This is a genomic window from Pedobacter yulinensis, assembly GCF_003029735.1.
In the GTDB taxonomy this organism is placed as follows: domain Bacteria; phylum Bacteroidota; class Bacteroidia; order Sphingobacteriales; family Sphingobacteriaceae; genus Pedobacter; species Pedobacter yulinensis.
Window position 1 is genome coordinate 17,368 of the sequence record NZ_KZ686269.1, and the last position, 25,427, is coordinate 42,794.

The window sequence follows — 25,427 nt, forward strand, 5'->3', positions numbered from 1 at the left end:
ATGTCAACTAAAACCAAAAAAATATTTCTGGCGCTTACCATTGTCATTCCATTCCTGGCGTATTGCATTATTTATTATGCGCCCATTATTCGCAATGCCCCGTTCCGCTCAAAAGATTTTGTGTCTTTCCAGTACAGTTACGGATTAAGCCGCGTGCCGGAGAACAGTTATGACAGCAAAACCGGCGACTATATTTACCTGAACAGTAAGGATTCGGTGATCAAGGCGAACGTTCGGCTTCGCAAGAATGAAATCATTTTCCTGCATAACAAGGCAAATGAACTGGGCTTCTGGAATTTTCCTGATTTGATTGCCAACGCCGGAACAGATACAGCCGCATCGAAGGCTTTGCGTTACCACGTGGTTTTTCAGTATAAGACCAAAACCAAAAAGGTAACCTATTTTGATGATTACCGCGGCAATGACAAATTGCGCAATGCCGCCAAACAGATGTTCAGCCTGATCGACCAGACACTGAACGATGCGGAAGAGCGTTACGGCAAATAGGGGCAACTGAAATCAGGCCCGGGCCGCACGGACATCAAATTGCCTGGCTGAACCAAGATAAGGAGCCAGAAACCCAGACCGGGGGCCATCCCATTGTCCGCCGCCGTCATTGCCAAATGCTGCTGGGCTGCTTTCGCTGGTAGTCGCCAGCCAAAGAATCTGTACTTGTATTGTTCAACGCTATTTCCGTATATTTACGAAACGATCGTAAAAATGGAAAAACTAACCATTCAGGAAGAAGAAGCCATGCAGGCCGTCTGGCAACATGGTCCGGGGTTCATCAAGGACTTCATGGCCTTATTGCCCGAGCCGAAGCCCCCTTACACCACGCTGGCCTCGACCATTAAAAACCTGGAGAAAAAAGGCTTTCTGAAAAGCGAGCGTTTTGCCAATGCCAACCGGTACAGTGCGAAGGTTAAAGAAGCCGAATATAAAAAACGGTTTATGAAGGGTTTTGTAAGCGACTACTTCCAGAATTCATATAAAGAATTGGTCGCTTTTTTTGCCCGCGACAAAAAGATCAGTGCCGAAGAGCTGAAGGAAATTATTAACCTGATTGAACACCCTGAGAAGGAATAGCCATTAATTTTCAGCGCCATGCCACAACTCGTTCTCGCCCTGCTCAAGATCAACCTGGTCCTTCTTCTGTTCGCAGGAGTCTATTACCTGCTGCTCCGAAAACTTACTTTTTACCGGCTAAACCGGTTTTTCCTTGTTTTTGGAATCGCATTTTCGTCTGTATATCCCTTTGTAAACCTGAGCAGCCTTTTTCAGCGGCAGCAAACCATTCCACATCATGTTGCCGAACTCGTTCCACAGGTTGGCGACATGGTGCCGGCAGCTTTTGAACTCAATGCCTGGCAGTGGGTACTGGTCGTATTTTATGCCGGGGCTGCTGTCATGGCTATCAGGCTTTCCCTGCAATTGTTTTCGCTATACCGTATTCACAGGCGTTCTTTGCCGGGTAACCTGTACAACCAGCCGGTTCGCCTGCTGCGCGACGAGCTGAGCCCCTTTTCTTTCTGGCAAACGATTTACATTAACCCGCAGCTGCACAAAAGCCGCGAGCTTGAAACCATTATCGACCATGAAAAAGTGCACGTAAGGGAGTGGCATACAGCCGATATCCTGCTCGCCGAACTGAGCCTGGTCTGCTACTGGTTTAACCCCGGCATATGGCTCATGAAAAAGGCGGTGAAAGAGAATATTGAATTTCTGACTGACGCCAAACTGCTGCGGCGGGGTCTGGACCGGAAAACTTATCAATACAGCCTGCTCGAAGCCGGCAACCTCCAGGCGGTGGTGCCCCTGGTTAATCACTTCAATCTTTCAGATTTAAAAAAGCGCATCAGGATGATGAACGCCAGGCGCTCATCGCCGTTCAAATTGTCTGTTTACATTGTCGCATTACCCATGCTGCTGTTACTGAGCCTTGCCTTTACCATCCATGCAAAAAAACAAAAACAAGTTGCCTCTGATCCGGTTACGGTAGCCGTACAACAACCCCGGGCATTGTCCGTGCCGGCCGCCCTACCGGAGAAACGCAGGCAGGCTTTCCGGCGTGCGGCGGCGTCTGCAGCGGTAAAGCACTTGCAGCGCAAGGACACCGTTCGAAAAAGTTTTTTCAGCAAAAGTATCTTCATCATAACGCGCGACAGCCTCGGCAACACAGATTTACAGCAGGCAGCGGCAGCAAATGCAGCAGCACTGATCAGCTCCATTTCGTTCGATAACAGCTCCCGGGTACTTGTCTTAACAGATTCGCTGAAACAGCGAAAAGAAAAAATCAGCGATGTACGAATTACTTACCTCAGAAAAGAACTGCCTGAGCAGGAAACAGGCGCAAAGGGAGCCGGTAAGAAGAGGCTCGTCACCACCATGGTGTATCACTATACCGACAGCGCTGCCAATCTGAATTCAGGGCATATGTTGAGCAGCAATCCCGATGCCGGCCTTAAGTTGACAGGTGGCATCAGTCCGGACCAGATCAAATCCATACAGGTGCAGCAGGCCGGCAACGGACAGCGGAAAGTTCAAATACAACTCAAGGAAAAATAGACATGCCAGCGGGCAGCGCCGCTGGACTGCTCTTAAAAGTTAAATGCCGCTTTGAGCATGGCAACGCGGCCCGGAATCGCATATACACCGCTCGTGTAAGCATTCGCCGATAAATAAACGGCTTCAAAGGTTCTGATGTTTGCAAGATTGGTCACTAAACACTCCAGGTCTGTTTTTAATTTCGGCAACCGGTATTTAATCGATGCGTCGGCAAAAAGATACCGGAGGTCGGGTTGGGCTGTCTGCCTGGTCATAATGTGTTCTCCAGACAAATTCAGAAACAGGTTTTTGCGTAAGGTCAATGAAAGCGCAGACAATTGGCGAAGCTGGCTGACGCGTGTATCTGCTGCGTTGACAGCACGGGCCTTGTTGTGGCTGGCCGCATAATTTACGTTGTAAGACCAGTTGATGAAACTGCCGATCCTGCTTTCGAAACCGGCATTTCCGGTCAGGTTTTGTCCGGTATAAGGAAGCAGCTGGTTGTTTTGCAGCTGGTTATAGTCATTGCTGTTTAGCCCCAGTCCAGCGTTTACGGTTGTTTTCAGGCTGAAAAGGTATTTGCTGGCGTTTGCATTTAGCATAAAGCTCCTAATATGGTTTGAAAGGGGGAGTACGATGCGCTGCTGGATGCTGTTGCTCAGCACCCACGAGGAGATGGTATTCAGCTTGCTATCGGTATAGCCCGCCTGCAGGTTCATGAAAAACATCTGCATGGCCTTGCGGTAACTGAACCCGGCGCCAATGCTGTGCGTTTTTGTTTCCGGGATGCCTGCATTGTTTGCGAACAGCGAGCGGTAGTTTCGCAGCACGGCTCCGCGGTAAACATCATCGATGCTGCCAACACTGTTACTCAGGCTATAATTAAGGTTCACGTAATTTTCTATGCCGGTATTGTATTTCATGTTGAATGAGGGGTTAACAAAGAACCTGTTGTAGGTTGCGTCAAGCCCATGCAGCAGGTCTTGGTAATGAATCTGGTTGTAACTGACCGGTACATTCAGGCCCAGTTTAAGTTTTTCGCCGGCGTATTCATACTGGGCGGCTCCGTACACCTTGCGTTTTTTCCAATCCAGGTCGTTCTGCATACCGGCCGCCTGCGCGCTGCGCTGCTCATCTTGCAGCAGCTTCAGATCAGAAAGCAGGCGCTGAAACTGCAGTTGAAACCCTGCGCGGTAGGTTTGGGTAAACACACCTTTAACATGGGCAAAGGATGCATAATTGTTGGTGAAAATGGTGGGGATGCGGAGGTTTTGCACCAGTCCGGCATAAGGTTCACCCTTGTTCAGAATGTCTGCGTTCAGCCCGGGCTGTACGTTTAACTGTTCGGCCTGGTCTGCGGCAGAGAGGTAAGAATAGAAATTGATGACCCTGCCCGAAGCAAATTTCCTGCGGAAGTTAAATTCGTTCGACACCTCATAGGGCTGCTGTCGCAGTTCCTGACCTGCAGCCTGCTGGTTCAGGAGCAGCGCGGAACGGTTCCTGTAGGGTACGTATTCGGCAAGCAGTGTATTATCCAGGTAATGGTTGTCTGCATTGCTGTTCAGGTTAAACCGCCCGTTCAGGCGTTGCGGGTTCATTCTGTTGCCCTGCTGTTCCCGGTAGGCGATGGTCTGGCCGGGCAGATAAGTTTCAGAAAATTTGCTGTAGTCCTGCCAGCGCTCATCATACAGGTAGGCGACATGGGCTTTAAGCTGCAGTTCACTGTTCAGTTTATAAAGGTTGTTGAAATTCAGCAAGCCGGCCTTGTTGTACAAATAACGGCTTTGAGGCAAGGTGGGAACGCCGGCCGCACCTGCCGAGAGGAGCGGCGATGGTTTGTTGTTTTCCAGCCGCTTCTGGTAGTCAGTTGCGTTGTGCGCGGTCAGGTCAATGCCGGGGTCTGAGCCTACGTTGTTGCCTTTAAGGTTATTGATGAACTTCAGGTTCTTTCTGAATAGCATAGCCGTCAGGCTTTCATCGAATCGCCCGGGTGTCCCGGCCCCAAGGTTAGCATCGCCCATCAGCCTAAGCCTGGCTTCGTCTTTGAGCACCAGGTTCAGCGCGACGTCATCGCTCATGTTGTTTTTACGCATCATTTTAATGGGCTGGTCGTTGCCAATTACCTGAACTTTTTCTACCGCCCCCTGCGGAATGCTCTTTGTTGCGATGTTGTATTTATCATCAAGTACATTGTCGCCGTCGATGTATAAATTGGAGATCGATTTTCCATTGTAACTCACCTTCCCGTTTTCTGCCACCTCGATGCCCGGCATCTTTTTCAGCACTTCGCCAATGCTGCGGTCCTGCGCTCCGGCAAAATCGCTCGTCCGGTAGCTGAGTGTATCGCCGCTCACCGCCAGGGAAGGCCTGTTTTTCACTTCAACAGTCTTCAGGTCGATCTCGCTTTCCTGCATCCTGATCTCATAAACAAGTTTGCCGTTCTGCAATGGAATAGCGGTTTTGCGAAAACCGATGCTGCTGGCCTCGAGTGTGAGGCCTTGAAGCCTGGCCGGGGCATCAAGCCTGAACTGGCCTTTTGCGTCAGTGCGTGTGAAACCGCGAACATCTCCGGCAGCATCTTTCAGGCTCAGGCTGGCGGCCTGGACTGCTTTGCCCTGCTCGTCTGTAACGCGGCCGCTAACCGCCTGCCGGGCGCCAGCCAGACCTGCATGAAACAGGAGGAAGGCAAGGATCAGTACGGCCCTGGTCATTTTGCTGCGCGTTCGATCGGATTGTTGACCACCCGCTGTCTGCGCTCGATACCGCTGCCGGGAGTCCTGTTCATTTTGAAGCTTCCCTTGATACCCTGTGCGGCCATTTGCGCGGTCATAAAACCCTCGGGGTCCTTTTCGAAAGCGGATTTTAGTTTGTCAAGTTCCTTGCGCGTGGTACGGATTGCCTTAGAGGGAACTTTGATCTCGTTTCCTGAATAGTCTTCTGTATCGATCCCTAGGATGCGTACCGTTGTGCCTGAAGCCGTCACTTCACCATTCACTGCATCAGTTTGGGGTGCAGCGGTTACCTTCTCAAGCCCCGCAAACTGGAAATACACTTCTTTATTGCTGTCATGCGCTTCGACGATAAGTCCAGGAAGGCCGTTTAATTTCCACGGACCGCTGCTCAGCGGAAGATCGGGAGCAAACCAGGCAATCCAGCTGCGGCCTTTAAAGCTGGCGGTCGCTTTCTGGCAAAGCAAGCCCGAAAAGCTGGCCGTATCCTTGCTGATCTTCCAGTCTATTTTTGGCAGTTCTTCTTCGATCAGGTAGTCGTTTACAACCCGCTCTTTCACGATCAGTTTTCCATCGCTTGCAAATGAGAAATAATCGATATTACTTACAGGCCCTGTTTCGCGGTTTTCGATCCTGATGTTTGTTGGCCCGCCAGCCTGGTTGCGTATCTGCTCCTGAATTTGGAGTTTCATGGCTTTGCTGCGCTTCATTTTGTCATAACTTGTATAGAGCGAAGCATTTTTTCCGGTAATAAGCAACATGTTCTCGGTATAAGGTTTGTCGCGCTGGGTAGTATCCTGAATATGTGTAAAGGTGTACCGTACGCGCGCAATGGCCTTGTCTGTTTGCTGTGCCCTGGCCGAATAGCTGAGAATGGTCAGAAGCAGAAGTAGTTTTGTCTTCATGATAATCTATTTGTTTTTCGTAAATCTACGAATAATTCGTAGACTGGAAAATGTGTTAACATTTTTTAACTTTTTAAGCCTGATGAATCCCGATGGGCGCAGCCCGCGCAGGAGTCTATCAATTGACAGGGGAGTACGAAACAAGATATAAGAGCCAGGCGCGTAACTGTTCAGTCACCAATGCTCAGTTGACGTTCAGCAGCCGCTTCGCGGTCCGTCTGCGTAATGACAGCAAAGGGGGCGCAGCAGACCAACACATGATTAACTTGCTGAAAGCCTGTTCAGTGGGGCAGGAAGAAACCTGGAAAGAAATTTATAAAGGTGTTTGGTTGTTGCCCGGAATAGTTCTATATTTGCACCTCACAAAAATTAGTTAAAAAAATATTCTAACAATGTACGCAATAGTAGATATAGCCGGACAGCAATTTAAAGTTGCAAAAGACCAACACCTTTTTGTACACAGACTACAAGGAGATGAAGGCGCTAGTATTGAATTTGACAATGTATTGTTGGTTGATAACGGTGGTGAAATTTCTGTAGGCGCTCCTGCAGTTAAAGGCGCAAAGGTATCAGCTAAGATCGTGTCTCATTTGAAAGGTGACAAAGTAATCGTTTTCCACAAAAAACGCAGAAAAGGTTACAAGAAGAAAAATGGCCACCGCCAGTTTTTCACCAAAATCCAGATCGAAGGAATTACTTTATAATTATTGTTTAACTTTTGCCGCTCAAACCGGCAATATACATATTAAGAAATGGCACATAAAAAAGGAGCCGGTAGTTCGAAGAACGGACGCGAATCGCATAGCAAACGTTTAGGTATCAAAATTTTTGGTGGTCAGGAAGCCATTGCTGGTAATATCCTGGTTCGTCAGCGCGGAACCAAACACCACCCTGATAAAGGTGTGGGAATTGGTAAAGACCACACGCTGTTCGCCCTGGTAGACGGTACCGTTGTTTTCAAAAAGAAAGCAGATAACAAATCATATGTTTCTGTTCTTCCTTCAACTGTTAAAGAAGCTGTTCCAGCTAAAACTGAAACCGTTGCAGCAGCACCTGCAAAAAAAGCTGAAGTAAAAGAAGAAGCTGCCCCTGCAGTTGCAGAAGCACCTGCCGCACCAGCTGAAGACGCTGCCGAATAATTTAATCAGCAGAAAAATATAAAACCGGGCTTGTCCCGGTTTTTTTTTGTTTCAGATATTTCAGCGCAGCAATGCTGCAATGCGCAGGGGGGCATCCCGTTCAGCAACTTTGCTGCAAAAATTTAAGCTCTTGCTATACCATCAGTGCAGCAGCCGAGATGTGATTGCCCGGCAAGACACCTTCCGGGCTAAAGACCCTATTTTTCCCGTGCCAGGATGTTTTCTGCCAGGTCGAGCAGGGCGGCTTTCCGGAAATCATTCACTGAAATGGATTTCAGTGCATCGAAAGCCTGCTCGCTGAAGGTATCCATTTCAGCTTCGGCAAATGCACGTACGTTCAGTTCATCGTACAGTGCTGTTACCGCGGCCACCTTGCCAGGGTGCTGTGAACCGACCAGGTCGGCCAGCTGCTTTCTCTGAGCCTCATTGGCCTGTTGAAACGCAGTCAGGAGCAGGAAGGTTTTTTTATCAGACAGGATGTCGCCGCCAATTTGTTTCCCAAACTTTTCAGGGTCCCCGTAAACGTCCAGGATATCGTCCTGAAGCTGGAAAGCAAGGCCAAGGTTTACACCAAAGTCATAAATAAGCCGGGCATCAGCATCTGCGGCACCGCCAATGATGGCGCCGATCTGAAGCGCGCCCCCAAGCAGGATTGCCGTTTTGAGCCTGATCATTCCGATATATTCGGCGATCGAGACATCATGACGTTTTTCGAATTCCATGTCGAGCAGCTGCCCTTCGCAGACGCCCTGGGCGGTTTCGTTGAAAACATCCAGCACCTTTTTCAGGTACGTAACTTCGGTTTTTGTCAGGTGTTTGTTCGCCTCGACCATCATTACATCGCCGCTCAGTATCGCTGTGTTGGTATCCCATTTTTCGTGCACCGTGGGTTGCCCGCGACGAATCGGCGCCTGATCCATGATGTCGTCATGGATGAGCGTGAAATTGTGAAATACCTCGATGGCCAGCGCGGCATGAAGTGCTTTTTCTGGTTCGCCCCCAAACAGATCGGCAGCCATGAGCACTAAAACGGGCCTGATGCGTTTCCCGCCCAGGTTAAGCAGGTAACGTACGGGCTCATATAAATTTCTGGGATGATTGGGCAATTGATAGTCCTGAAGCCCTTTATTCAGGATGTCCTGATAACTTTGTAACATATTTAATCCTGTACCAATGAGAAATCAATCTGGCGTTTGCCCAGGTCAACTTTCTTTACCTTAATGGTCACCTCGTCTCCGAGCTGGTATTTCTTCTTTTTCCTTTGCCCGACAATGCAGTAATTTTTTTCGTCGAGTACATAAAAATCGTCGCTGATTTCGCGCAGCCGCACCATGCCCTCGCATTTGTTCTCTTCGATCTCTACATACATGCCCCATTCCGTAACGCCGGAAATGATCCCTTTGAACTCCTGCCCGATGTTGTTTTCCAGGTATTCGGCCTGTTTGTATTTGACCGAAGCACGTTCGGCATCGGCCGCACGTTTTTCCGTTGCCGAGGCATGTGTACATGCTACTTCGTAAGTTTCGGCATCGACAGATTTTCCGCCATCAAGGTAATGCTGCAGCAGCCGGTGTGCCATGACATCCGGGTACCGCCTGATGGGGGAGGTGAAGTGGGTATAAAAATCGAATGCCAGGCCGTAGTGGCTGGTCTTTTTAGTGGTATAGATGGCTTTGGCCATCGAGCGGATGGCCAGGGAAGTCAATACATTTTGCTCCTTTTTGCCTTCCACGTCTTCCATCAGGTGGTTGAGCGAGCGGGCAATGTCTTTGTCAGACTTGGTACTGATCTTATAGCCAAACCTTGCTGCGAACTGTGCAAAGGCAGTAAGGTTCTCCATGTTTGGTGAATCGTGAACGCGGTATACAAAGGTCAGTTTGTTCTTTCCTTTTTGTTTCTTGCCTATAAATTCGGCTACCCGCCTGTTGGCAAGCAACATGTAGTCTTCGATGAGCTTATGCGCATCTTTACGTTCCTTCACATAGACGCCGATGGGCTTGCCGTCATCGTCCAGCTTGAATTTGACCTCTGTCGTTTCAAAACTGATCGCGCCGCTGCGGAATTTACGGTCCCTGAGTTTGTAGGCCAGGCGGTTTAGCGTGGCCAGTTCCTCAGCACAGGGCCCTTGTTTACTCTCGATCACCTCCTGGGCATCTTCATAACTGAAACGGTGCGCCGAATGGATTAACGTACGGCCAAACCATTCCTGGACTACGTTTGCATCATCATCCAGTTCAAAAACGGCTGCAAAACAAAGTTTGTCTTCATTTGGCCTGAGCGAACACACGCCGTTGCTCAGCCTTTCGGGCAGCATCGGGATCACGCGGTCTACCAGGTAAACAGATGTGCCCCGGCTGTAAGCTTCTTTATCAAGCTCGCTTCCCGGTAACACATAATGTGATACATCGGCAATGTGTACACCGATCTCATAATTGCCATTTTCTAACTTGCGGTAAGAAATGGCATCGTCAAAGTCTTTTGCATCGGCAGGGTCGATGGTGAAGGTCAGGACATTTCTGAAATCACGCCGTTTTTTTACCTCCTCTTCGGGAATAACATCTTCAATGGCCTGGGCTTCTTTTTCTACCTGGTCGGGAAATGAAAGCGGAAAACCGTACTGCGCCAGGATGGCGTTCATTTCTGTGTCATTTTCGCCCGGGTCGCCAAGGATGTGTTTGACCGTGCCGACCGGGTTTTTAGCCCCTTCGGGCCAGTCTGTCAGACCGATCAGCACCCTTTGCCCGTTTTTAGCACCGTTAAGTTCTTCTAAGGGCACAAAAATATCCTGCATCATCTTTTTGTCGTCTGCAATGACGAAAGCAAAACGCTGGGATATTTTGATGACGCCTGTAAAATCCATTTTGGCACGTTTCACGATCTCGATCACCTCACCTTCATTGCGGCGGCCGCTGGTTTTTTTGGCAAAGACATATACCTTAACCTGGTCGCCATGCAAGGCGTTTTTGAGCTTTTTCGGCGCAACGAACACGTCTTTCTCAAATTCGTCGTCAGGTACAATAAAAGCAGAGCCGTCTGCCGTCATATCGACAGTTCCGGTTATAAAGTTCTTGAGTTCTTTAAGCCTGAACTTGCCTTTTTCAGGCTCGGCAAATGTGCCTTTTTCTGTTTCCTCGCGCAGGATCTCAAAAATGGTATCGCGCGATTCCTGGTCGTTCAGGTTCAGCTTCGCAGAAACCTGCTTGTAGTTCAGGGGCTGGTTGTTATTTTTTTCAAACACATCACTGATCAGCTTTGACAGGATCAATTTAAGATGTGACATTTTTTTCTTGGCCATAGATACTTGCTGAATGTTTCGAAGATACACTTTTGGTGCTAAAATCAGGCCGGTTTCTGCTTCCAATGTGTTATATTGCCTATTTCCCCTGCCGGGGGATGGTGTTTAATTGCTGATCCTTTACTATTTTTAATGGAACTTTACTACTCCTTTTCCGTACTGATCGTCCTTGCTTCTTTCTTTGCCTACCTGAATATCAGGTACCTGAAACTCCCCTCTACCATTGGCGTCATGCTTATTGCCATGGCCGTTTCCGTCATGCTGGTCATTACCGGCAACATATTTCCCAAAACGCTGGGCCACCTTTCTGGCTTGCTGAACGATGTGGATTTTACCGAAGTGCTGATGGGCGCCATGCTGAATTTTCTGCTTTTTGCGGGCGCCATTCATATACACCTGGCCGACCTTCGCGAACAGCGTTTGCCGGTTGTCGTGTTCTCGACCGTCAGCGTGGTTATCTCGACGCTTGCTGTAGGTGCAATTTTTTACCGGGTGTTTCCTGTCCTGGGTTTGCAGGTCCCTTTTATCTATTGCCTGCTCTTTGGCGCGCTGATCTCACCGACAGATCCGATTGCGGTGCTAGGTATCCTGAAGCAGGCTAAAGTGCCGAAAGCGCTTGAAACGAAGGTAGCCGGCGAGTCCCTTTTTAACGATGGGGTTGCCGTAGTGGTCTTTGCGGTGATCCTGCAACTGGCCCAGGGCAGCGAGATTGAGCTGTCGGTTGCAAACGTGTCCTGGTTGCTTGTCAAGGAGGCACTTGGCGGCTTTTTGCTCGGCTCCCTGCTCGGTATAGGTGCCTCGAATGCCATGCGCAAGATCGATGACTACAAGGTTTCCGTACTCATTACCCTTTCAGTCGTCATGGGCGGTTACCTGATTGCCCAGGCTATCCACATCAGCGGGCCGCTGACCATGGTTGCCGCGGGGCTTGTCATTGGCAATTATGGCAAGAACACAGCCATGTCTGAGGTAACGAAAGATTACCTGAACAAATTCTGGGAACTGATTGATGAGATTCTGAATGCCATCCTGTTCCTTTTTATTGGTTTTGAATTGCTCATTATCCCCAACATCTGGTCATACTGGCTTGTGGGGCTGGCCGGTATCGCCGTGGTCTTGTTTTCCAGGTTTTTGTCGATCTGGATCCCTGCAAAGCTGGTTCCCTTTAAGTCTAAATTCGATTCAGGAACGATAAAAATCCTGGTTTGGGGTGGCCTGAGGGGCGGGGTATCCATTGCGCTTGCCCTGTCAATGGACGAAGGACCCTATAAAGGGCTGCTCATTTCTATCACCTATTTTGTCGTGGTATTCTCGATCGTGGTACAGGGTCTGACCATTGGCAGGTTGGCCAGCAGGGTACTGCCAAAAGCTGACTAACGTGAGCCAGACTGTTGAAAACAAAAATCTACGATTTGCTAATTATTTTAGTATAATTGCAGTGAACCTCTGCCCATGATTAAAGTAAACGACATGCTCTATGGAAGCGTTATGCTTCCTGCCGTATTTAAAAAACTTCTGGAAACACCGGCCATGAAGCGGCTTGCTGGTATTCACCAGAGCGGCGCCATATTCCTGGTCAATCCCGACATTCAGCATACGCGGCTGGAGCATTCTATCGGGGTTTGCCTGCTCGTCAGAATGCTGGGCGGTACCGAAGAAGAACAGATCGCCGGCCTGCTGCACGATGTGTCTCATACTGCATTCTCCCATGTAGCCGACTACGTTTTTGCCAATGAAGCAGAAGATTACCATGAGCAGATCTTCAAAGAAGTGGTTCAGCGTTCTGAAATCCCTGCCATTTTAGACAAGTATGGTTATTGTGTAGACAGGCTGTTTCAGGCTGAGTTTTCGATTCTCGAGCAGCCGTTGCCCTATCTTTGCGCCGACCGGTTGGATTATACACTGCGCGATGCGCTGCATACCGGGATGATCGGACGCGGCGAGGCCGGCGCATTTTTGAAAAGCTGTACAACGCATGAGGGCTGTATTGTTGTGACCAACGAAGAAAAGGCAGGCTGGATCGATTCGGTTTTTGCGCGTTTGAATGCAGAATTCTTTATGAATCCACTTTACCTGTATGCGAACAAACGCATGGCTGTCCTGATCGGCCAGCTGTTGGAACGCGGGCAGCTGTCTGAAAGCGACCTGCTCAAAGATGATACGGCACTGCTCAACAAGATCAGGAGCACGGCAGAGGGTAGGGAAGCCATACAGGCAATCAGGCGGCAGGAGGGATATCAGGCTTTCCTTAAAAAGGAACAGCCCCTTCAGATTAAAAAACGTTTTTTGCGGGCACTGTTTATTTAATCGGCACGTTTTTTTTCTTGAAGCCTTGCATCATTGAGGTAATTGTGAGGAAATGGTTACTTTAGCAAGAACTAACCCAAACCAAAAGTATGAACCCATCTTCCGAATCCCGAAGAGATTTTCTTCGCAAGGCAGCCCTCGCTGGAGGAGGGCTTGCGCTTGGCGCAGCCCTGCCGTTTGATCTTTTTGCAGGCAGCGAAAAGAAAGAATTTTTCCAGATCTCACTGGCACAGTGGTCGCTCAATCCGGTACTTTTTTCAGGCAAGCTGAAAAACATGGACTTTCCCGAGAAAGCCAAAAAAGACTTCGGTATCGACATTGTCGAGTATGTCAGCCCGTTTTTTCAAAAGCAGGAAAGCAACCCGGCTTATGTAAAAGAACTGAAGCAACGTACAGATGACCTGGGCATAAGCAATCACCTGATCATGGTAGATGGTGAGGGAGACCTGGGCAACACCGATGCGGCGGCGCGCAAAAAAGCGGTTGAAAACCATTATAAATGGATTGATGTGGCGAAGGCGCTGGGCTGCCGGACCATCCGGGTAAATGCTGCCGGACGCGGAACACCCGATGAGGTGAAAAGTGCTGCAATAGAGGGCCTTTCCATGCTGTCAGATTACGGCCGTCAAAATAAGATCAATGTGATCGTTGAAAATCATGGCGGCATTTCATCGAACGGGCAGTGGCTTGCTTCGGTTATGAAAGGGGTAAACAGCCCTTATTGCGGGACGCTTCCTGATTTCGGTAACTTTCGCATCAGCAGCACAGAAGAGTACGACCGTTACCAGGGTGTAAAAGAACTTATGCCTTATGCCAAGGGTGTCAGCGCCAAGAGCTTTGATTTTGATGCTTCCGGAAATGAAACGACGATCGATTACATCAAAATGTTCGAGATCATCAAGGCTGCCCGCTGGTCCGGGATTGTGGGAATTGAGTATGAGGGCTCAAAGCTTCCGCCCGATGAAGGTATCCGTAAAACCAAAGTCTTACTGGAGAAAGTCCGCGGGCATTTCAAATAAAATCTGGCCGGCAGTTCACAACTGACCGGCTCTTTTTTACCAGCTGCTTCCCGCACCCCCGCCCCCCGAAGAGCCGCCGCTGCTTGAAGACGATGAACTTGATGAACCCGATGAAGATGATGAGGAAGATGAGAAGGATGAAGACGAATTGCCTGAAGACTCGGGGATGCGCGCAATTGTAAACTTTTCCTCCTGCGTGGCCTGGCAGTGGCTGCAGGCGTACGTGGCCAGGCCCCAGCCTTCGGCCTTTTTGGTGGCTCGTTTAACCGTTTTCCTGGACTTAAACTGCAGGGCTTTTGTGCTGCAGGAAGGGCAGGTTTTAAGGGCGCTTTCCAGGTTCTCATAAGACAGGATGAGTTGCTGCTGGCAAGGCACGCACTGCCAAACATCGTAATCAACCGACCGGAGCGACTCTTCTTTTTGCTGTGCTGCCGTTAAGAATTGGTCATCTGCCGTCTCTTCAAGCCGTTGCATGGCCTTGCCGCAGGTACCGCAAGTGTACGCGTCGTACCGGTAGTGATGAAGCTTGCGGCGAAAGAAAACCCAGAAGATAAAAAGAAGTGGGAACGGAAACACGTAGGCCGTCCACTCGAGCCCGTGCAGTTTGCGGTCCAAATACAGGTAGCGGGCATGCCGTTCGGGCCATCGCCTCAGACCGGCCAGGACCACCAGGCAATAGACATGGATATAGATAACCAGCACAAGGTAATAAGAGAGAACAGTTTGCCAGATACTCCAGCTGACAAAACCGAAGCTGACCAGCACAGGTAACAGCAAAAGTGGAACAAAAATAAGCGCCTTAACCAATCCGGCGATCTTCGGGTTATTTCTGCCGATGTGATATAACGTTGTCGCAGCCAGCACAAGGTAGCAGATGCTGCAAACGACAAGTGTACCGAATCCTGTTTCCTGTTCAAGAAATGACGTACGGGAACTTTCTTCGGTAATTTGCACCGGATCGGCCTGGATCGCCTCTGTTGCGGGTTGTTCAGGCATCATATAACCGGCTGGTGGGACAGGGGCCAATGCATTGGTATCAGCTGCAGACGAGTCGGCAGCAGCAGCCTGCCGGTTGTCTTTTTCAACCTGGCCGATGACTGCTTCAACGCCCCGGCTTACCGCTTCGTCATAGTTCGATTGTTTAAGAAAAGGCAGCATAACACGCTGCTGAATGCGTTTGCAGATAACGTCAGGCAGTACGCCTTCAATACCATATCCCGTTTCAAATTCCACGCGGCGCTGGTCGAGTACCAGTAAGATGAGCAGGCCGTTGTCTTTCTCTGCATCACCTATTTTCCATTTCCTGAAAAGCTCATGGGCTGTTTCTTTTGGAACCAGCTCACCGATCGATTTCACCACGGCCACATCAATGTGGATAACGCCAGCCTGGTCGAGCAGGCTGAGCCTGCTGTTCAGGTCAGAGACGGTTGCTTCGGAAAGCACCTGGTCCGGATTGCTGACATAACTTTCGCCGAGCGTTTTCGGATCAGGAATGTTGTCCAGAACGGAACTGGGTTTTTTCTCCGAACAGGAAAACAGGAACAGGCAGGCGCAGAACAGGTACAGGACAGGATATCGCCGCAGGGCTTCGGTTATTTTCATAGGTGTCAGGGCTGAAACGCCGGCCAGGCTTGTTTATTACGTGTAAATGCATCCATCATGGCCAGAACTTCGACGCCGTCTGCAGGAGAACAGGGATTGTCCCGCTCGCCACGGAAATAGTCCACTACAGCAGCAATCATGGGCTGTTGAACATGTGGAAGCGGGTCAAACGAGAAGCTGAGGCGCTCCTGTTCGCGGTCAAGAACAATGGCTTCGCCGCTAAACACCGAAAAGGCAAGCACGCCATCCGTCCCGGTAATGAGGCAGCGGTCAGTATCTGCAGGGGCGTTAAACATCCAGCTGCCTGAAAAAAGCAGGCCGTTTTCAAAACAGGCCTGGCCTGATACGGCATCGTCTGCGTTGTATTGGTGCAGCTGGTTGCGGGCAAAACCCTGGCTTTGTACCGCCTTGCCAAAGAAATGCAGCATGAGATCAAGCTGGTGTGGAGCCAAATCATGAAACAGGCCGCCCCCGGATAAAGCCGGGTTTAACCGCCATTGCATTTTTGGTTCGCGAATGGTTTCCGCAGACAGGGGCCGCTGGTGAAATTTCAGTTCAGCAAGCAGGGGCCGGCCGATGGCGCCTGCATCAAGCAGCTCTTTAATTTTGCTGAAGTAAGGCTGTTCGCGGCGGTAATGGGCTATGGTCAGTTTAACGCCAGCCTGTTCTGCCGCCATTTGCATGCGGTGGCAGCTTGCTGCATCCAGGGCCATCGGTTTTTCCACGTACACCGGCTTGCCTGCCGCCAGGGCCGCGAGGGTATACAACTCGTGGGTATCCGGTGGCGTAGCAATGTAAATTGCGTTTACGCCGGCGTCATTAATCAGGGCATGCGCATCATCGTACCAGCGGTTTATGCCATGTCTTTTGGCATAATCTGCCGCTTTTTCGGCGTTGCGCCGCATTACAGCAACCAGGTTCGAGCCGGAAACCTTGCTGAATGCCGGGCCGCTTTTTACTTCCGTCACATCGCCGGCACCGATCATTCCCCAGTTTATTTGTGTCATTTGCTTTGTATCTGTACGAAGAAACAAATTTCGCTGCGTTTATCCATGAACCTCATCGCATTTCAGCTGCAGGCAGGCTTGCTTGAATGCAGGAAACTCGCAGGGCCAATCTGCATGCAAGCTGTGAACGCGAATAAAAGCCACGTATTCTACGCGGAGAAATGAAAAATTATCTAACTAATTTTCAGTGCGTTCTTATTTTTTTCGTTATTTCTGCCAGAAGTGAGTTTTGTGAAAATTAAGGGAATATTTATTTTTGCAACCTGAAACGCCGCCGGAAGGAGGCGATAAACACAGACTTTCCTATGGTGCAAGGGTAACACGTCAGATTCTGGCTCTGAAGATCGTGGTTCGAATCCATGTAGGAAAACAAGACATGAAAGATCCTGTGACCGGCTGGTTACAGGATTTTTTGTTTATGAATCCCGAAACATTAAATGATACCACAGCTTTGGTCTATTCGAAGACAAACCAAGTATGTTTAAAAGCCTGTTTGTTAGGTTTGAAGAAGGTTAAACTTTAAAATATCTGAAATTTCACGGTCAGAATATGTTGCCAATTCCTCGAGAGGACGATTGATACCTCACCGGGCTGTTCCAGACTTAAATACGCTACGCGTGGTTCGGTTATGTTCACCGCAATTGTTATCTGGCGCCATGAATTGTGGTGCGCTCGGGTCTTGACAATACCATTGAGGACAATTCGATATTTGAAATTATAGATGTGAAGCAAATTGCTCCCAACCGCTATATCGTTGAATCGAAATTTGAAGCCAACCTGTTTAACGACAAGGAGTAAAAGCCCCGGCAACTGAAGGCTATATGAAAATTATCACTTCATGTACGCCCTGGGCTATCTGATAAACTAATTATTTTCCTGGGCAGAACATCTTCAGATCAAGTGATGCGCCGGGCGTTAATGGCTGGCACCCATTCCTTGTTCTGACACCGCGGGCATGCTTGATCGGCCTGCAGTTCCTCTACATTGGCGCAGCGTGTGCAGGCATAGCGGCCGCTTTTTGAAACACCCTGGTCTTTCTTGTCATATAACTCGGGCAGTACCGGCAATCCGTAGCGGACATCGTTATCTTCAAAAAAAAGAAAACTTACCTGACCGTTTGTTTCGAGTATGGCCCTGCGCACCTGGCCAACATGCTCAATGTTTTGCAGCCTCATTTCTGCAAAAAACTCATCTTTAGCAAATGTATTGGAGCTCCTTTCTTCCATGGTGAACCGGCCATCTTCTATGATAGACATGGGGACGCCTTCCAGGACATTCTCTACGGCCTGGCTTTTAGCTGCCAGGTAAGTCAATAACCTGTAGGTTGCAAGAATGGCTGCAAATGCAATGATCGATGGAATAATGGCCGCCGTATCGTTCAGCATCGGGTCGCCGGCAGCCGATCCCAAAGCAATGATGATGGCTACCTCGAAGATACTCAGTTGTCTTACACCCTTTTTTCCCGACGATCGCAAAAAAACCAGCACAAGGCCAAACATGATAATGGTTTTGATCACGATTGTCGCCGCGGCGGAGAAATCTAGATCATGTAAAAAAATCTTCAGCCAGTCAATTTGCATGTTTTTTTAACAATCCAATACCAAAACAGTTTGAGTGCCCTTAGAGACTAAAACCGACTTGTCCGTTTGTGGCGCCCGCAGGCCTATGCGTTTACCTCTTCAGATTTTCAGGCCTCCGTGTCTGAAAATTTTTTAAAGCTATACGGAGGGATTTGCGGTCAGCACGTCCACTGCGCAATAATTCACGGTTAAAAAATCTTCACAATGAGCCAAATACAATGGGATTTTGGAGGCTGTTTTGAATGTCCGGTAATTTGTCTCTATCTTGAGAAACTAATTGCATGGACGCGCAACTCAAGACTAAATACGCTGCTTTCTCAGATGGGCAGCTTACTGATTGCCTCTACACTGGCGACAGTGATGCATTCTCCGAGATTTACAGGCGCTACTGGAAGACCATGCTGGGTATCGCATACAATCGCCTCAAGAGTCTGGAACAGGCGAAAGATGTTGTGCATGACGTCATGGTATGGCTCTGGAAACATCGTGCAGCGCAGCGAATTGATCAAATCGGACCCTACCTGGCTACTGCAGTTAAATACCGGGTGCTCGAAGAACTTAGAAAAGGCAGCGTACGCGCCAGTTATCAGGATCAGCTGCAGCCAGATCATGGCTGCTGCGCAGATACGGAAGATGTTTTACATTACAGGGCGGTGCTAAAAATGGTTCGCGAAGAAGTCGAATTGCTGCCTGAAAAGTGCCGCATTATTTTCAAATACAGCCGTGAGGAACACCTCAGCAACCGCGAGATCGCCGAACGCCTCCAGCTTTCGGTCAGCACGGTTGAAAACCAACTTCATAAGGCCCTGGGCAGGCTGCGGCTGGTCGTCAGAAATTTCCACCTTTTTTTTCTCTTTTTCTTTACCTAGACATAGGTGCCAGCCCCTGTTCAGGCTACATATATGAAAAGAGTGCTGTATGCAGGAAGAGGACTTAAAAAATCTGATCGGGCGTTACCTTGCGGGAAAAGCTACAAAAGAAGAAAAAGAGCGCATTCAGCGGTGGTATACTTCTTTTGATGATTCCCGGATTGAAATTCCCGAAGCAGAACCGGTGCAGCTGGAAACGGAGCTGCGGGGCCGTATCCTGGAATCTGCCGGTATCCGCAAACGCGCTGCGGGTGCGCGCTGGGGATGGCTGTCTGCTGCCGCCGTTGTGTTGTTGGCAGCCTGCATTTACCTGACAAGAAAACAAGAACATCAATTCGCCGCTGCTCCGGACCGCAGCAGTGCAATGGCCGCCAGGTCCATTGCCCCGGGTGGCTACCGGGCCGTACTCACGCTCGCCGACGGCCGGCAGATCAGGCTATCCGATCAGCCCGACAGCGCGCTTGCCGCAAAAACGGGATTGGGAATCAGAAACACCATGTCCGGGCAGCTGGTGTATGAACCTGAAGTTTCCGGAACCGGGGCACCTGCGGCCGGCGGCTATAACCAAATAGAAACGCCGGCGGGGGGGCAGTACCAGGTTGTCCTGCCAGACGGCAGCCAGGTTTGGCTCAATGCAGCTTCGTCGCTTCGTTTCCCGGCTGCATTTGCGGGCAACGAACGACGCGTAGAGCTGCATGGCGAGGCGTATTTTAAGGTGGCGAAAAACGCCGCCCGACCCTTCAGGGTCACCGCCGGCAAGCAGGTTGTGGAGGTTTTGGGCACCGAGTTCAATGTTAACGCATATCCTGATGAGCAAGCGGTCATGACAACGCTGCTTGAAGGAAGCGTGCGTCTGAAACAGCCCCCGGCAAACAAACCGGCAAGGGGCGCGATACATGCTACCGAAGCCATGCTAAAACCTGGGCAGCAGGCGGTCTTTTCCGGCGACGGCTTTGGCATCAAAGCGGTACACACCGAAAAGATCATAGACTGGAAGAATGGCGAATTCAATTTCACAGATGAAGACATCCGCACATCGCTGCGCAAGATAGCCCGCTGGTACAACGTGGAAATCAGGATCGAAGGCGATCTGTCGCAGCTTGCTTTTGGCGGCTCCATTTCAAGATCTAAACGGCTCGACGAGGTCTTGCGGGTGCTCGAGCTGAGCAAAAAAATAAAATTTAAAGTAGCAGGAAGGAGGATTACTGTGACGCCATAACTACCCCTCGCAGATCCAAAAAAGCCGGAGGCGTTGGAGCGTCCCCCGGCCTTGTCAGGATCAAAACACATCCGGTCATCAACTACAAACTGATCTGTTAACCAGGTTACAAGGGATCTTTTGTCCCAAAAAACCGCAATCCAAACCACCAAATGTATGAAAAATTAATTTTGGCAGTCGTACCCTCACGCACTGCTTACAAACAACTATTCCGCACCATGAAATTATCGGTTCTCTTGATGCTTTTGGCTAGCCTGCAAATCAGCGCAGCCGGTCTTGCCCAGGCACCCATAACGCTTTTCAAGAAAAATGTGCGTCTTGAAGAGGTACTCCGGGATATAAAAAAACAAACCGGCTACGATATTTTCTATATTCAGAAAGACATGCGGCTGGCCCGCCCGGTTACCGTTTCTTTCAGCAAAGCGCCGCTCGGCGAGGCGCTGGCAGACCTGTTTGCCGGCCAGCCCCTCGAGTTTGTTATCGATTCAAAAACGATCATTGTCCAGGAAAAGCGCAAATCTTCAACGCTTTCTGCTGTGCTGCTAAGAATGGATGTAACCGGCCGTATACTTGACGAAAACGGCGAAGGGCTGCCTGGCGCCACGGTAAGGGTAAAGGGCGGCAGCCAAAATGCCATGTCTGATACCGGCGGTAACTTCACACTTAAAAACGTTCCTGACCAGGCGGTGCTGGAAGTGAGTTACATCGGTTATATCACCCAGGAAATACCTGCAAAGGCCGGCGTACCGCTGACCATTAAACTGGTGCAGCAATCATCTAACCTGAACGATGTGGTTGTGGTTGGTTACGGAAGCCAGAAAAAAGCCAACCTGATCGGTTCGGTTGCCCAGTTGTCTGCCAGGCAGATTAACGACCGGCCGGTGCCATCCCTTTCCAATGCACTGACAGGGCAGCTCCCTGGCGTGACCATCATCCAGCGAAGCGGGCAGCCCGGCAGCAGCGGCGGCAATATCCAGATCAGGGGAGTGGGTTCGTTTGGTGCTGCGTCGGGGGCATTTATCCTGGTGGATGGTGTTCCTGTCAACTCGTTCAATGACATTGATCCGAACGATGTGGAGAACATTTCAGTATTGAAAGATGCCTCAACCGCAGCTATTTACGGTTCGCGTGCCGCAAATGGCGTAATCCTGGTAACAACAAAATCAGGAAAGAGCAGCGATGGAAAGGTACGGATCAGTTACAATGGCTACGCCGGCAGCCAGCGCGCCACCGCTTACCCGGAATTTGCCAATTCCTGGGAATATGCGGCAGCCTTGAACGAGGCCCAGCCCGGTTCCTATACCGAGGCAGAGATCCAGAAATTCAGAGACGGTACAGATCCCGATAACTATCCAAACATCGATTACGTAGACCTGGTGTTAAAAAAGTCGACCCTGCAAACCGGCCACAACCTCAGTTTATCTAACGAGACAAAAAATACGCAGTACCTGCTGGCCTTTGGTTACCTTTATCAGAACGGTATTGTCGAAAAAAATGACTACAGCCGTTACAACCTGCGTCTTAACCTGACCAATACGCTGGCAAAAAATTTGAAACTGACCACACGGTTTTCTGCCGCGCAGTACCTGGACAACCAGCCGGCGCCACCCGTTTCGCTCGACTGGACTGATATGATCACCACCATCGGGCAGGTGATCCGCGTACCGGCAGTTTATCCCTACCAACTCAGCAACGGGGATTTCGGCCTCGGTGTCGTAGCAAAGGGTACACCTTATACCTATTCAAAAAACGAATCCTTCTTCCAGGAAAAAAAGACAGACCTGCTGGGTAACGCGCGGCTGGACTGGGACATCATTCCCGGGTTAAAAATTTCGGCCATCGGAGCTTACACGCAACTGAGCGCCAATTCTCAGCGGTTTTTGGCCAACCAGCGGCTTACCGCCAACGTGGTACTGGGCCCGGGCACATTGAACCAGCAGACAGACGGCAGTGTTTACAAGACCTTGCAGCAGTTGGCAGAATACAAACGTTCTTTAGGCAAAAGTGATTTTGGAGTACTGCTGGGACATTCTTACGAATACACACAGAACAGTTCGGCTTTTGCGAGCAGGTCCGGGTATTTCAGCAATAACCTGACTGAACTGAATGCCGGCGATGCGGGAACGCAGAAAAATAATGGCACGGCCGCCGAGTTTACCCTCGATTCTTACTTTGGCCGCCTGAACTACAGCTTCGCAAACCGCTACCTGGTCGAAGGCACCCTGCGGTACGACGGCTCCTCCCGTTTCCCGCAGAACAACAAATACGCCTTCTTCCCTGCGGTTGCGCTTGGCTGGAGAATCTCAGAGGAGAAGTTTCTGAAAAATGCATTCAGCTGGCTGAACGATCTGAAACTAAAGGGCTCTTATGGCACCCTCGGAAATCAGAACATTGGTAATTATGCCTACCAGAACGTCCTCTCGTCGGGGCAGAATTACGTTTTCGGCAATACGCTCGCAACCGGCGTAGCCAACCTGACGCTGGTCGATCCGAACATCAGGTGGGAGTCAACAAGAACCAAAGATATCGGCCTGGATGCCACACTGTTTAAAAGCAGACTGAACCTAAGCGTTACTTATTTTGACCGTTATACCTACGACATTCTTGTTAGCCCGGGTAACAGCGTCTCAAAAGTGCTGGGCACGGCTGTTGGCGTCCAGAATTCAGGTAAACTAAGCAACCGCGGCTGGGAGTTCACGGCAGATTACAACGGTCAGGCGGGGGCATTCAGTTATGGCATCAATACAAATTTCAGCATCATCAGCAACAAGGTCCTTGACCTGGGTGTTGGCAACGTACTTCAGCCAAACGGGCTTGTGGGCAACGGCAGCAACCTGTTTATTGGCAGCCCGATGAATGTCTATTATGGTTATGTTGCTGACGGTCTTTTCCGCGACGCCAGTGACGTGGCTGCCTACGCCAATCAAAAAAGCATCAACCCGGGCGTACGGCCTGGCGACATTCGCTACAAAGACATCAGCGGGCCTGCCGGTGTGCCAGATGGGAAAGTCGATGCCACCTATGACCGTACTGTGCTGGGCAGCCAGATTCCGCGCTACACTTATGGGCTCAGTCTGCGCACCGGTTACAAGAACTTCGAACTTTCAGTTTTGTTGCAGGGTGTTGCCGGGGTAAAAGGAATGTTATCGGGATATGCGGGCTACGCCTTTAATGTGAATGGGAATATACAGCGCTGGCAGCTGGACAGTCACTGGAGCGAAGCCAACCCGAATCCCAACGCCAAATATCCGCGGCTCGAGGTGATTTCGAACCAGGGCACCCCAAACACGCTTAGTTCTTCTTTCTGGCTGCTGAGCGGCAGTTACCTCAAAGTTCGCAACATCCAGCTTGGTTACGCTTTTGACGGGGCATGGACAAAAAAACTTGGCCTGCGCAGCCTGCGTCTATACGGTACGGCGCAGAATCCTTTCGCATTTAGCCAATACCCGACCGGCTGGGATCCGGAGATCAATACCAGCGGCGGCTATTACCCCATCCTGGCCAATTACACTTTAGGTTTAAACGTCAATTTCTAGCTGTAAGATCATGAAAATACATATCAACAAACTTCTTATTGCGTTCATGGCCATTGTTACGCTGATGGCTTCCTGCCGCAAATCGCTCGACAAAGCGCCGCTCGACCAATTCTCAAATGAAACTTTCTGGACCTCAGAGTCAAATGTTATGCTAGCGCTGGCTGGTGTATACAGGGGAGGCATCCAGATGGCCTTCAACCCGCCGGGGCCTGAATATTCGGCCACAGACTGGTGGTCTTACCACGGCTTACTTTATCTGGAAATGGCCACCGACAATGCCTACGACCGCCGTGGCGAGAATTCGGGCTTCAACACCCTGACCAACGGCACACTGACCAATAATAACAGTTACCTGGCCAATTACTGGACTGCCAGTTACGCCCGCATTGCACGTTGTAATTATTTTATGGAGAACCTGGCCAAGGCCCCGGTCGATGCGGTAAAACAAGCCCGAATGATCAGCGAGGCACGGTTTATCAGGGCTTGTCAGTATTTTTACCTTTCGCAATATTTTGGAGCAGTACCCCTGGTACAACGTTCATTGACCCTGAAAGAGGCCAATACGGTGACCAAGGCAACAAAACAGCAGGTTCAGGATTTTGCTGCGGCCGAGTTTGCCGCGATTGTTTCCAGTTTACCAAGGGCAGCGGCCTTGCCGGGAAGTGAACGCGGCCGGGCTACGGCCCAGGCAGCACTTGCGTTTCTGGGCCGCCTGAACCTGGGCAGGGAACGCTGGGCCGACGCGGCAGCAGCTTTCAAACAAATCATTGACCTGAACGAAAACAGCATTGATCCTGATTTCGAAAGCCTCTTTAACGGTACCAATGAAAGCAGCAGGGAGATCATTTTTGCAACGCAGTACCTTCAGGACCTGGCGCCGAATGCCATGATGCAGCACAACTATCCCGCCCAGTTCGGCGGGTTCATGTTGTTCTGCCCCTTGGGAAGCCTGGCTGAGTCGTATGAATTTACCGACGGTACGCCTTTTTCTTTCAGCGACCCGCGGTACGATGCCGCCGACATCGGCAAAAACCGCGATCCACGTTTGCGCTTTACCATTTTGTACAACGGACGTCCGTTCAAGAACATTGTGTACAACAGCCACCCCGATAACACTGCCTCTGCCGATCAGACCAGTACCACCAAACAGTCTACGCGTACAGGGTTTGCGCCAAAAAAATTCAATAGTGAAGCGTTTAGTGGCGGTGACCTGCAGAATTCAGGCATCGACCTCCCGGTTGTGCGTTATGCCGAAGTGCTGCTGAGTTACCTCGAAGCCAGGCTTGAAAACGGCGACCCGTTAGACCAGGCGTTGCTTGACGCTACGATCAATAAGGTGCGGGGCCGCAATTCGGTGAATATGCCTCGTATAACCGCCACAGGCAGTACAGCCCTGCGCACCATCCTGCGTCGTGAACGCAGGAATGAACTCGCACTTGAAGGCCTGCGTTACTGGGATCTGTTGCGCTGGAAAACCATTGGTACGGTACTGCAGGGCGATTTTTATGGGGCCCCGTTTCCCGGTGCTGTAAACCTGCGCAAAAAGGGACCCCTTACCGATCCGGCGGGTCGCTGGTATGTAACCAGTAAAGCTTTCCGCACCGGTCAGGATGAGCTGTGGCCTGTACCCCAGGCTGAAGTCAATATTAATCCGAATCTCAAATAATTACCTTAGC

Annotated in this window: 19 protein-coding genes; 12 read left to right on the forward strand and 7 right to left on the reverse strand. The window is 50.2% G+C overall.

Annotated elements, in window-relative coordinates; genetic code table 11:
• From C7T94_RS07365 to C7T94_RS07375, 3 genes are all read left to right on the forward strand, one after another.
• Window positions 1-507, forward strand: a complete 507-nt coding sequence (locus C7T94_RS07365; RefSeq protein WP_107214748.1) for a hypothetical protein — start codon at window positions 1-3, stop codon at window positions 505-507.
• 213 nt (window positions 508-720) lie between these two features.
• Entirely contained in the window at window positions 721-1,086 is a 366-nt protein-coding gene (locus C7T94_RS07370) for a BlaI/MecI/CopY family transcriptional regulator (protein WP_107214749.1), read from the forward strand.
• Window positions 1,087-1,104: 18 nt separating this feature from the next.
• A complete protein-coding gene (locus tag C7T94_RS07375) occupies window positions 1,105-2,565 on the forward strand; it encodes a M56 family metallopeptidase (RefSeq protein WP_107214750.1) in 1,461 nt (486 codons plus the stop codon).
• Between the two features lie 32 nt (window positions 2,566-2,597).
• Here C7T94_RS07375 and C7T94_RS07380 read toward each other — a convergent pair whose 3' ends face one another.
• Window positions 2,598-5,255 (reverse strand): TonB-dependent receptor, encoded by a 2,658-nt coding sequence (locus C7T94_RS07380; RefSeq protein WP_107214751.1) that lies wholly within the window; start codon window positions 5,253-5,255, stop codon window positions 2,598-2,600.
• Window positions 5,252-6,178 (reverse strand): GLPGLI family protein, encoded by a 927-nt coding sequence (locus tag C7T94_RS07385; protein WP_107214752.1) that lies wholly within the window; start codon window positions 6,176-6,178, stop codon window positions 5,252-5,254. The genes C7T94_RS07380 and C7T94_RS07385 overlap by 4 nt, the downstream gene beginning before the upstream one ends.
• A gap of 392 nt (window positions 6,179-6,570) precedes the next feature.
• Here C7T94_RS07385 and rplU point away from each other — a divergent pair, with 392 nt between their 5' ends.
• Together rplU and rpmA are read left to right on the forward strand one after the other, a co-directional pair.
• Window positions 6,571-6,882, forward strand: coding sequence for a 50S ribosomal protein L21 (gene rplU, locus C7T94_RS07395; protein ID WP_107214754.1), 312 nt, complete (start codon window positions 6,571-6,573; stop codon window positions 6,880-6,882).
• 48 nt (window positions 6,883-6,930) lie between these two features.
• On the forward strand, window positions 6,931-7,317 hold the full coding sequence (rpmA, locus tag C7T94_RS07400; RefSeq protein WP_107214755.1) for a 50S ribosomal protein L27: 387 nt from the start codon (window positions 6,931-6,933) through the stop codon (window positions 7,315-7,317).
• 197 nt (window positions 7,318-7,514) lie between these two features.
• Here rpmA and C7T94_RS07405 read toward each other — a convergent pair whose 3' ends face one another.
• Both C7T94_RS07405 and rnr read right to left on the reverse strand, forming a co-directional pair.
• Window positions 7,515-8,474, reverse strand: coding sequence for a polyprenyl synthetase family protein (locus C7T94_RS07405; RefSeq protein ID WP_107214756.1), 960 nt, complete (start codon window positions 8,472-8,474; stop codon window positions 7,515-7,517).
• Window positions 8,475-8,476: 2 nt separating this feature from the next.
• On the reverse strand, window positions 8,477-10,612 hold the full coding sequence (rnr, locus tag C7T94_RS07410; protein WP_107214757.1) for a ribonuclease R: 2,136 nt from the start codon (window positions 10,610-10,612) through the stop codon (window positions 8,477-8,479).
• A 132-nt stretch (window positions 10,613-10,744) separates the two neighbouring features.
• Between rnr and C7T94_RS07415 the strand changes: the two genes are divergently transcribed.
• The 3 genes from C7T94_RS07415 to C7T94_RS07430 all read left to right on the forward strand — a co-directional run bounded on the left by C7T94_RS07415 (window position 10,745) and on the right by C7T94_RS07430 (window position 13,938).
• Window positions 10,745-11,989 carry a cation:proton antiporter gene (locus C7T94_RS07415; RefSeq protein WP_107214758.1) on the forward strand — a complete coding sequence of 415 codons (1,245 nt, stop codon included), beginning with the start codon at window positions 10,745-10,747 and terminating at the stop codon, window positions 11,987-11,989.
• Between the two features lie 75 nt (window positions 11,990-12,064).
• Window positions 12,065-12,919, forward strand: coding sequence for an HD domain-containing protein (locus C7T94_RS07420; RefSeq protein WP_107214759.1), 855 nt, complete (start codon window positions 12,065-12,067; stop codon window positions 12,917-12,919).
• Window positions 12,920-13,008: 89 nt separating this feature from the next.
• On the forward strand, window positions 13,009-13,938 hold the full coding sequence (locus C7T94_RS07430; protein ID WP_107214760.1) for a sugar phosphate isomerase/epimerase family protein: 930 nt from the start codon (window positions 13,009-13,011) through the stop codon (window positions 13,936-13,938).
• 36 nt (window positions 13,939-13,974) lie between these two features.
• On the opposite strand, the gene C7T94_RS07435 is transcribed toward C7T94_RS07430, so the two are convergent.
• The 3 genes from C7T94_RS07435 to C7T94_RS07450 all read right to left on the reverse strand — a co-directional run bounded on the left by C7T94_RS07435 (window position 13,975) and on the right by C7T94_RS07450 (window position 18,127).
• Complete coding sequence (locus tag C7T94_RS07435; RefSeq protein ID WP_107214761.1) at window positions 13,975-15,540, reverse strand: TPM domain-containing protein; 1,566 nt, start codon at window positions 15,538-15,540, stop codon at window positions 13,975-13,977.
• A 5-nt stretch (window positions 15,541-15,545) separates the two neighbouring features.
• Window positions 15,546-16,547, reverse strand: a complete 1,002-nt coding sequence (locus C7T94_RS07440; RefSeq protein ID WP_107214762.1) for a Gfo/Idh/MocA family protein — start codon at window positions 16,545-16,547, stop codon at window positions 15,546-15,548.
• Between the two features lie 896 nt (window positions 16,548-17,443).
• Window positions 17,444-18,127: a DUF421 domain-containing protein gene (locus C7T94_RS07450; protein WP_107214763.1), complete on the reverse strand. Its 684-nt coding sequence runs from the start codon at window positions 18,125-18,127 to the stop codon at window positions 17,444-17,446.
• Between the two features lie 281 nt (window positions 18,128-18,408).
• On the opposite strand from C7T94_RS07450, the gene C7T94_RS07455 reads away from it, so the two are divergent.
• The 4 genes from C7T94_RS07455 (at window position 18,409) to C7T94_RS07470 (ending at window position 25,417) form a co-directional block, all read left to right on the forward strand.
• A complete protein-coding gene (locus C7T94_RS07455) occupies window positions 18,409-18,996 on the forward strand; it encodes an RNA polymerase sigma-70 factor (RefSeq protein ID WP_107214764.1) in 588 nt (195 codons plus the stop codon).
• Between the two features lie 49 nt (window positions 18,997-19,045).
• The gene (locus C7T94_RS07460; protein ID WP_107214765.1) at window positions 19,046-20,215 is read left to right on the forward strand and encodes a FecR family protein; all 1,170 of its coding nucleotides are present in this window, start codon (window positions 19,046-19,048) and stop codon (window positions 20,213-20,215) included.
• Between the two features lie 218 nt (window positions 20,216-20,433).
• Window positions 20,434-23,751 (forward strand): TonB-dependent receptor, encoded by a 3,318-nt coding sequence (locus C7T94_RS07465; protein ID WP_162618590.1) that lies wholly within the window; start codon window positions 20,434-20,436, stop codon window positions 23,749-23,751.
• A 10-nt stretch (window positions 23,752-23,761) separates the two neighbouring features.
• A complete protein-coding gene (locus C7T94_RS07470; protein ID WP_204353236.1) occupies window positions 23,762-25,417 on the forward strand; it encodes a RagB/SusD family nutrient uptake outer membrane protein in 1,656 nt (551 codons plus the stop codon).
• Window positions 25,418-25,427: the final 10 nt, after the last annotated feature.

What these genes read in the sequence shown, in the direction of transcription:
- C7T94_RS07460 (WP_107214765.1), top strand. Translation starts at nt 19,046, where the DNA reads ATGCAGGAAGAGGACTTAAAAAATCTGATCGGGCGTTACCTTGCGGGA.
- C7T94_RS07380 (WP_107214751.1), bottom strand. Translation starts at nt 5,255, where the DNA reads ATGACCAGGGCCGTACTGATCCTTGCCTTCCTCCTGTTTCATGCAGGT.
- rplU (WP_107214754.1), top strand. Translation starts at nt 6,571, where the DNA reads ATGTACGCAATAGTAGATATAGCCGGACAGCAATTTAAAGTTGCAAAA.
- C7T94_RS07415 (WP_107214758.1), top strand. Translation starts at nt 10,745, where the DNA reads ATGGAACTTTACTACTCCTTTTCCGTACTGATCGTCCTTGCTTCTTTC.
- C7T94_RS07405 (WP_107214756.1), bottom strand. Translation starts at nt 8,474, where the DNA reads ATGTTACAAAGTTATCAGGACATCCTGAATAAAGGGCTTCAGGACTAT.
- C7T94_RS07455 (WP_107214764.1), top strand. Translation starts at nt 18,409, where the DNA reads ATGGACGCGCAACTCAAGACTAAATACGCTGCTTTCTCAGATGGGCAG.
- rpmA (WP_107214755.1), top strand. Translation starts at nt 6,931, where the DNA reads ATGGCACATAAAAAAGGAGCCGGTAGTTCGAAGAACGGACGCGAATCG.
- C7T94_RS07470 (WP_204353236.1), top strand. Translation starts at nt 23,762, where the DNA reads ATGAAAATACATATCAACAAACTTCTTATTGCGTTCATGGCCATTGTT.
- C7T94_RS07420 (WP_107214759.1), top strand. Translation starts at nt 12,065, where the DNA reads ATGATTAAAGTAAACGACATGCTCTATGGAAGCGTTATGCTTCCTGCC.
- rnr (WP_107214757.1), bottom strand. Translation starts at nt 10,612, where the DNA reads ATGGCCAAGAAAAAAATGTCACATCTTAAATTGATCCTGTCAAAGCTG.
- C7T94_RS07465 (WP_162618590.1), top strand. Translation starts at nt 20,434, where the DNA reads ATGAAATTATCGGTTCTCTTGATGCTTTTGGCTAGCCTGCAAATCAGC.
- C7T94_RS07370 (WP_107214749.1), top strand. Translation starts at nt 721, where the DNA reads ATGGAAAAACTAACCATTCAGGAAGAAGAAGCCATGCAGGCCGTCTGG.
- C7T94_RS07450 (WP_107214763.1), bottom strand. Translation starts at nt 18,127, where the DNA reads ATGCAAATTGACTGGCTGAAGATTTTTTTACATGATCTAGATTTCTCC.
- C7T94_RS07430 (WP_107214760.1), top strand. Translation starts at nt 13,009, where the DNA reads ATGAACCCATCTTCCGAATCCCGAAGAGATTTTCTTCGCAAGGCAGCC.
- C7T94_RS07440 (WP_107214762.1), bottom strand. Translation starts at nt 16,547, where the DNA reads ATGACACAAATAAACTGGGGAATGATCGGTGCCGGCGATGTGACGGAA.
- C7T94_RS07375 (WP_107214750.1), top strand. Translation starts at nt 1,105, where the DNA reads ATGCCACAACTCGTTCTCGCCCTGCTCAAGATCAACCTGGTCCTTCTT.
- C7T94_RS07435 (WP_107214761.1), bottom strand. Translation starts at nt 15,540, where the DNA reads ATGAAAATAACCGAAGCCCTGCGGCGATATCCTGTCCTGTACCTGTTC.
- C7T94_RS07385 (WP_107214752.1), bottom strand. Translation starts at nt 6,178, where the DNA reads ATGAAGACAAAACTACTTCTGCTTCTGACCATTCTCAGCTATTCGGCC.
- C7T94_RS07365 (WP_107214748.1), top strand. Translation starts at nt 1, where the DNA reads ATGTCAACTAAAACCAAAAAAATATTTCTGGCGCTTACCATTGTCATT.